The following is a 5,338-nucleotide window of genomic DNA, read 5'->3' as shown; positions in this document are numbered from 1 at the left end:
TCAGGTACGGGAGCAGGCCGTGGCGCCCGCCCTCCCGGCCGAACCCGGACTCCTGGTAGCCGCCGAAGGGCGAGGCCGGGTCGAACTTGTTGTAGGTGTTGGCCCACACCACCCCGGCGGCGAGCCGGTCGGCCATCCACAGGATGCGGGCGCCCTTGGAGGTCCAGACACCGGCGGACAGGCCGTAGGGCGTGTTGTTGGCCTTCTCCACCGCCTCGGCCGGGGTGCGGAAGGTCATGATCGACAGCACCGGGCCGAAGATCTCCTCCTGGGCGATGCGATGGCTCTGGGAGACGCCGGTGAAGAGGGTGGGGGCGAACCAGAAGCCCCGTTCGGGCAGCACGCACGGCGGCTGGTACATCTCGGCGCCTTCCGAGACGCCGATGTCCACCAGGTCGGTGATCCTGTCCAGCTGGGCCCGGCTGTTGATCGCGCCCACGTCGGTGTTCTTGTCGAGCGGGTCGCCCACCCGCAGGTGGGTCAGGCGGAGGCGCAGCTTGTCCATCAGGTCGTCGAAGATGGACTCCTGGACCAGGAGGCGGCTGCCGGCGCAGCACACGTGGCCCTGGTTGAAGAAGATCCCGTTGATGATCCCCTCGATGGCCTGGTCGAGGGGCGCATCTTCGAAGATAATGTGGGGCGCCTTGCCGCCCAGCTCGAGCGTCAGTCGCTTGCCGGTGCCGGCCAGGCGGCGCTGGATCTGCTTGCCCACGGTGGTGGAGCCGGTGAAGGCCACCTTGTCCACATCGGGATGGCCCACCACCTCGGCGCCGGTCCGGCCGTTGCCGGTGAGGATGTTGAGGGTGCCGGGGGGGAGGCCCGCCTCGGCGGTCAGCCGGGCGAAGGCCAGGGCGCTCAGGGGGGTGGTCTCGGCCGGTTTCAGCACCACCGTGTTGCCGGTGGCCAGGGCCGGGGCCACCTTCCAGGCGATCATCAGCATCGGGAAGTTCCAGGGGATGACCTGGCCGACCACGCCCAGCGGGGCGGTGTCGAGGCCGGGGAAAGCGTATTCGAGCTTGTCGGCCCAGCCGGCGTAGTAGAAGAAGTGGGCGGCTGACAGGGGCAGGTCGATGTCGCGGGACTCGCGGATCGGCTTGCCCCCGTCGAGCGTCTCGAGCACGGCGAACTCCCGGGACCGCTCCTGGAGCATCCGGGCGATCCGGTAGAGGTACTTGGCCCGCTCGGCGCCCGGCATCCGGCCCCAGGCGCCCTCGTAGGCCTTGCGGGCCGATCTGACGGCTCGGTCGACGTCCTCGGCGCCTCCCTCGGCGACCCGGCTGAGGGTCTCCTCGGTGGCCGGGTTGACGGTGGGGAAGAAGCGGTTGGTCCTGGGCTCTCTGGGCGCTCCGTCGATCCAGAGGTCGTAGCTGGGGTCGACGGTGACGACATCGGTGGACTCGATGGAAGCCACGTAGTCGAGGCCGGTCGGGACGATCTCGGGACGCTGGGCGGGGCTCATGGGCTCAGCGGGGGTGGTGGGCTCTTCGGAGGGGTTCATCCGGCGGATCAGTCCTTGGTGAAGTAGTCGGGCGACTGGTAGTGGCCGTCACGGAGCCAGCGGATCTGCATGAGCAGGTCGTTGACCAGGCTGGAGGCCCCGAAGCGGAACCGGTCGGGGGTCAGCCAGTGGGGCCCCAGGGTCTCCGACAGCAGGACGAGGTAGCGGATGGCCACCTTGGCGGTGCTGATCCCTCCGGCCGGCTTCATCCCCACGGGCGTGCCGGTGGCGGCGTGGAAGTCGCGGATGGCCTCGAGCATCACCAGGGTCACGGGCAGGGTGGCGGCGGGGGAAACCTTGCCGGTGGACGTCTTGATGAAGTCGGCACCGGCGGCCATCGCCAGCATCGAGGCCCTCCGCACGTTGTCATAGGTGCTGAGCTCGCCGGTCTCGAGGATGACCTTGAGGTGGGCGGGCCCGCAGGCCTCCTTGACCGCCACGATCTCGTCGTGGACCCTGAGAAAGTCGCCGGAGAGGAAGGCGCCCCGGTTGATCACCATGTCGATCTCGGTGGCGCCGGCGGCTACCGCCCAGGCGGTCTCCACGGTCTTGACCTCCAGCGGGGCCTGGCCGGACGGGAAGTAGGTGGCCACCGACGCCACGGCCACGCCGCTGCCGCTTCCGGCGAGGGCCTTGACGGCGTGGGGCACCATGTTGGGATAGACGCAGAGGGCGGCCACCGGGGGGATGGAGGGATCGGTGGGATCCGGGCGGATCGCCTTGGAGGCCAGCTGGATGACCTTGCCGGGGGTGTCGCGGCCCTCCAGGGTGGTCAGGTCGCACATCCGGATGGCCAGTTCGAGCGCCGCCAGCTTGGACTCCCGCTTCACGGAACGGGTGGACAGGGCGCCGGCTCGCTCCGCCACGCCCACCTCGTCCACGGAGGGGACCGCCCGGAGGAAGGAGTCGATCGTCCTCGGCGAAACGGAGGGACCGAGGATCGGGGATGCGGGGGCGGTGGTGGCCGGAGCTGACATGGTGCCCGGAAGGGTACCCGAGTGTGGGTTGGCCGGTTCGTGGCGCGTGAGGTAATGGGGTCGGCGGGGTTGCGATCCGGGGCTGCGCGCTGCGGAGTTGCTTGTGGCTCGGGGCGGTCAGGCGTGTGGCCGGTTCCTCCTGCACATATATATATACGTGTGGTCGCGTATATACGTGTGGTCGGGGGCCGCTGCGGGAGGCGTGCGGGGCGGACCAACCTCAGGCAGTGCTTACAGCCGCCCGGCAGGAACGGCCCGCACCATCCAGCTGGAGCGGCCCTCACAATCGGAAACGGACTAGGTCAACCCGACATTCGCTCCGCAGGGATCCTCCAACCATCTGGACGGCCTCGCGTGGCCGAAGCTCTACGGGCGCGGTTCGTGTGTCGTGTGGCTAAGACCACCTCTTGACAGACGCCAAGTCGACCGTCAGGTTCCGGAGGGCCGAACTCATCTCGGGAACCCTGTCGTCCAACCTCGCCTGGCCCCTCTCAAGTGTCGACACATCCACCCGCATGGACCGCAGCTCGGCCTGCAAGTCCCACAGCTTCTCCTCCAGCCTCTCGATGCGGTGCTCCGAGGACTTCAACGTCATCCTGTCGGGCAGCACGATCACGAAGATCACCCCGATCAGGCTCAGGAGAAATAGCCATGCCAGCCCTACATCCATTAGCTCACTCCTTACTACGGGCGTTCAAGAACGGCATCGAGAGACGCGGGCGGTGTGGCTCCCATCGGCCGGTCTCTGTGCCTATTGCTATGACGATAGTGTTATCTTGTTAACAATACGTCTGAAATTGATGAAAAACATTGCATTGTCACATGTTCGCCATTACATCTCGACCAGATAGGCCGTTGTATCCGGAATGCGACGACTCTGGTCCCAGACCGCCGTCGGCCTAGCTGGAGCTAGGAATCCTGGAGGATGCCTCCAGCTCCGGCGGATGGTCCCCCGAACACATGGGAAGCTAGTGGTCTAGGGGAGGCGATCGGAGCTATGACCGGACAAGCCTGAGCGCTGGTTCACTGCTGCGGACTGGGCCCTGTCCTTAGGCCCTACGAGCCGCCGGCGCCAACCTTCTCCTGCGGGGAGGAACTCCGCCGCTCGCCCTCCAACCTGCCGACATCGCGCATGATCTCGACGATGGCGGCTTCCATCCGTTCCGAGCGCGGCTTGAGGTAGCTGAGATCGTTCTTCACGACCGCCATATCTTTCTGCAAGTCCCCCACGTCGGACCTCAACTCAGCCATTTCCATGTCCTGCTTGTCGAAACGCCCGTCCTGCTTGTCGAAGCGCTCGTGCAGCATCTTCATCTGCGCGGCTATCGCACGCCAGAGGAGCCCCACCGCCAGACCCACGACACTGCCCAGCAGACCCAGCAGCGTGAGGAGTGTTCCCCAATCAACGAACTGTGCGCTCACCTGCATCTCCTTGGCTTGTCGATTCTACAGATTCGTGCCGCCGCGCGCCGTCGTGGATACCCTGTTTGTGAGCTGTGACCGTCCAACATACGTACTATATATCAATCCTCTTATTCTATTGGTTGGTCTATGGCAGAAGATTTTGTCATTCTGTCATCATTCTCAGAATAGACCAAGCAGCCATTACGGGCTGCTGACCGTGGCCGGGTGGCATCACGGCACGGGGGGAACCGGTGGGGTCGCGGCGGCGAGGCGGGGGCAATCCCGGAATGTGTCACACCCCGCCCTTACCATGCCGGGCATGGACATCATCACCGTCATTCTCGGTCTTGTTCTCGCCGGCGCTCTCGGGGCGGGGACGGGATTGGCCCTGGCCTGGCGGCGGGGTCGTGGCCCGGCCGCGCCGGTCGATCCCAACGCTCTGGTGGAGCAGATGGTGCGGGTGACCGGGCAGGCGTTCCAGACCCATCTCGAGACCGGCCGGGCCGAGATCCGGACCGGCCACGCCGAGATCGCCCGCGAGCGTGACGTCTTCGACACCAAGTGGGACCCGCTGGTCGCCAGGGTCAACGAGGAGCTGTCGGGCATCCGGGGGCTGGTGGCCGAGCTCCAGAAGGACCGCGCCGCCCAGCACGAGGGCCTCGCCGAGAGCCTGCGCAACGCCGCCGACCAGCAGAGCCGGCTGCTCGACTCCACCCAGCGGCTCAACGACATCCTCGGGAACTCTCAGGCCAGGGGCCAGTGGGGAGAGCGGATGGCCGACGACATCCTGCGTTCGGCCGGACTGATCGAGGGGGTGAACTACCGCAAGCAACTGACCACCAGCGCCGGCACCCGGCCCGACTTCAGCTTCGACCTACCGGACGGGCGGCTCCTCCACATGGACGTGAAGTTCCCCCTGGAGGCCTACGTCCGCTACCTGGAGTCCGGAACGCCCGACGAGGAGGAGGCCGCGGTCAAGGACTTCGGGAGGGCGGTGTGGCGCCACATCCTGGAGACGGCCCGGCGGGATGCCTACCGGGAGTCGATCAGCACGGTCGGGTTCGTGCTGATGTTCGTCCCCAACGAGCGGGTCTACGCCTTCATCCACGAGCACCACGCCCAGCTGCTGGACCAGGCACTGTCGGTGCGGGTGGTGGTGTGCTCCCCCTTCACGCTGTTCGGGATGGTCTCGCTGGTGCGCCAGGCGATGGACACCATCGCTCTGGAGCGGTCCTCCCAGGAGATACTCGACCACCTGGCCGTCTTCACCGAGGAATGGGGCCGCTACGTGGCGAAGGTCGAGCTGGCGGAGCGGCACCTGGGCCGTCTCAACTCCGCGTTCGGGGAGCTGACGACCACCCGGCAGCGGAAGCTGGAGCGGTCGCTGGACCGCATCGAGGACCTCAAGACCCGCACCCCCAAACCGGCCCTGGCCGGCGCACCCGACAGCGAGGGCGAC

Annotated in this window: 5 protein-coding genes; 1 reads left to right on the top strand and 4 read right to left on the bottom strand. The window is 66.9% G+C overall.

The window, feature by feature from the left end; translation table 11 throughout:
* From OXK16_10925 to OXK16_10910, 4 genes are all read right to left on the bottom strand, one after another.
* Nucleotides 1–1,459: aldehyde dehydrogenase family protein (locus OXK16_10925; protein ID MDE0376462.1), on the bottom strand; the 1,459-nt coding region annotated here is incomplete at its 3' end.
* Between the two features lie 47 nt (nucleotides 1,460–1,506).
* Nucleotides 1,507–2,475: a deoxyribose-phosphate aldolase gene (deoC, locus tag OXK16_10920; GenBank protein MDE0376461.1), complete on the bottom strand. Its 969-nt coding sequence runs from the start codon at nucleotides 2,473–2,475 to the stop codon at nucleotides 1,507–1,509.
* Nucleotides 2,476–2,869: 394 nt separating this feature from the next.
* Nucleotides 2,870–3,145 (bottom strand): hypothetical protein, encoded by a 276-nt coding sequence (locus tag OXK16_10915; GenBank protein MDE0376460.1) that lies wholly within the window; start codon nucleotides 3,143–3,145, stop codon nucleotides 2,870–2,872.
* Between the two features lie 386 nt (nucleotides 3,146–3,531).
* Nucleotides 3,532–3,897 carry a hypothetical protein gene (locus OXK16_10910; GenBank protein MDE0376459.1) on the bottom strand — a complete coding sequence of 122 codons (366 nt, stop codon included), beginning with the start codon at nucleotides 3,895–3,897 and terminating at the stop codon, nucleotides 3,532–3,534.
* A 301-nt stretch (nucleotides 3,898–4,198) separates the two neighbouring features.
* Between OXK16_10910 and OXK16_10905 the strand changes: the two genes are divergently transcribed.
* Nucleotides 4,199–5,338 (top strand): DNA recombination protein RmuC (locus tag OXK16_10905; protein ID MDE0376458.1); only part of this gene is annotated, 1,140 nt, incomplete at its 3' end.

This window comes from bacterium (assembly GCA_028821235.1).
GTDB lineage: Bacteria > Actinomycetota > Acidimicrobiia > Spongiisociales > Spongiisociaceae > Spongiisocius.
Note: the sequence above shows the minus strand (reverse complement) of the source record. Positions and strands in the feature narration are given on the sequence as shown.

Excerpts from the sequence above, each read along its gene's own strand:
- deoC (MDE0376461.1), bottom strand. The coding sequence starts at position 2,475 with ATGTCAGCTCCGGCCACCACCGCCCCCGCATCCCCGATCCTCGGTCCC.
- OXK16_10915 (MDE0376460.1), bottom strand. The coding sequence starts at position 3,145 with ATGGATGTAGGGCTGGCATGGCTATTTCTCCTGAGCCTGATCGGGGTG.